This is a genomic window from Helicobacter jaachi (genome assembly GCF_000763135.2).
Classification (GTDB): Bacteria; Campylobacterota; Campylobacteria; order Campylobacterales; family Helicobacteraceae; genus Helicobacter_C; species Helicobacter_C jaachi.
The window spans coordinates 1-329 of the sequence record NZ_JRPR02000035.1 but is presented as its reverse complement, the minus strand read 5'-3'; the positions used below and the strand labels follow the sequence as shown (position 1 = coordinate 329).

The window sequence follows — 329 nt, the reverse complement described above, 5'->3', positions numbered from 1 at the left end:
GCTAGCTTTGCTAATACTTTAAGCACTGAAGCAAAAACACTCCAAGAAGCTGTAAATAATCTCACTAACTTAACTAATGCACAAGCCAGTAGCTTAGAACAAACAGCTCAAGCAGTAGAACAAATCACTAGCTCTATGCAAAATGTAAGTGGTAAAACAGGAGAAGTAATCCAACAAAGTGAAGACATTAAAAATGTCATAGGCATTATTAGAGACATAGCAGACCAAACTAATCTACTAGCACTTAATGCAGCCATAGAAGCAGCAAGAGCAGGAGAACATGGTAGAGGCTTTGCAGTAGTAGCAGATGAAGTAAGAAAGTTAGCTGA

At 38.0% G+C, this 329-nt stretch carries 1 protein-coding gene; it reads left to right on the top strand.

Going from position 1 to position 329, the window contains the following annotated elements; genetic code table 11:
- Positions 1-329 (top strand): methyl-accepting chemotaxis protein (locus tag LS71_RS09770; protein ID WP_238700407.1); only part of this gene is annotated, 329 nt, incomplete at both ends.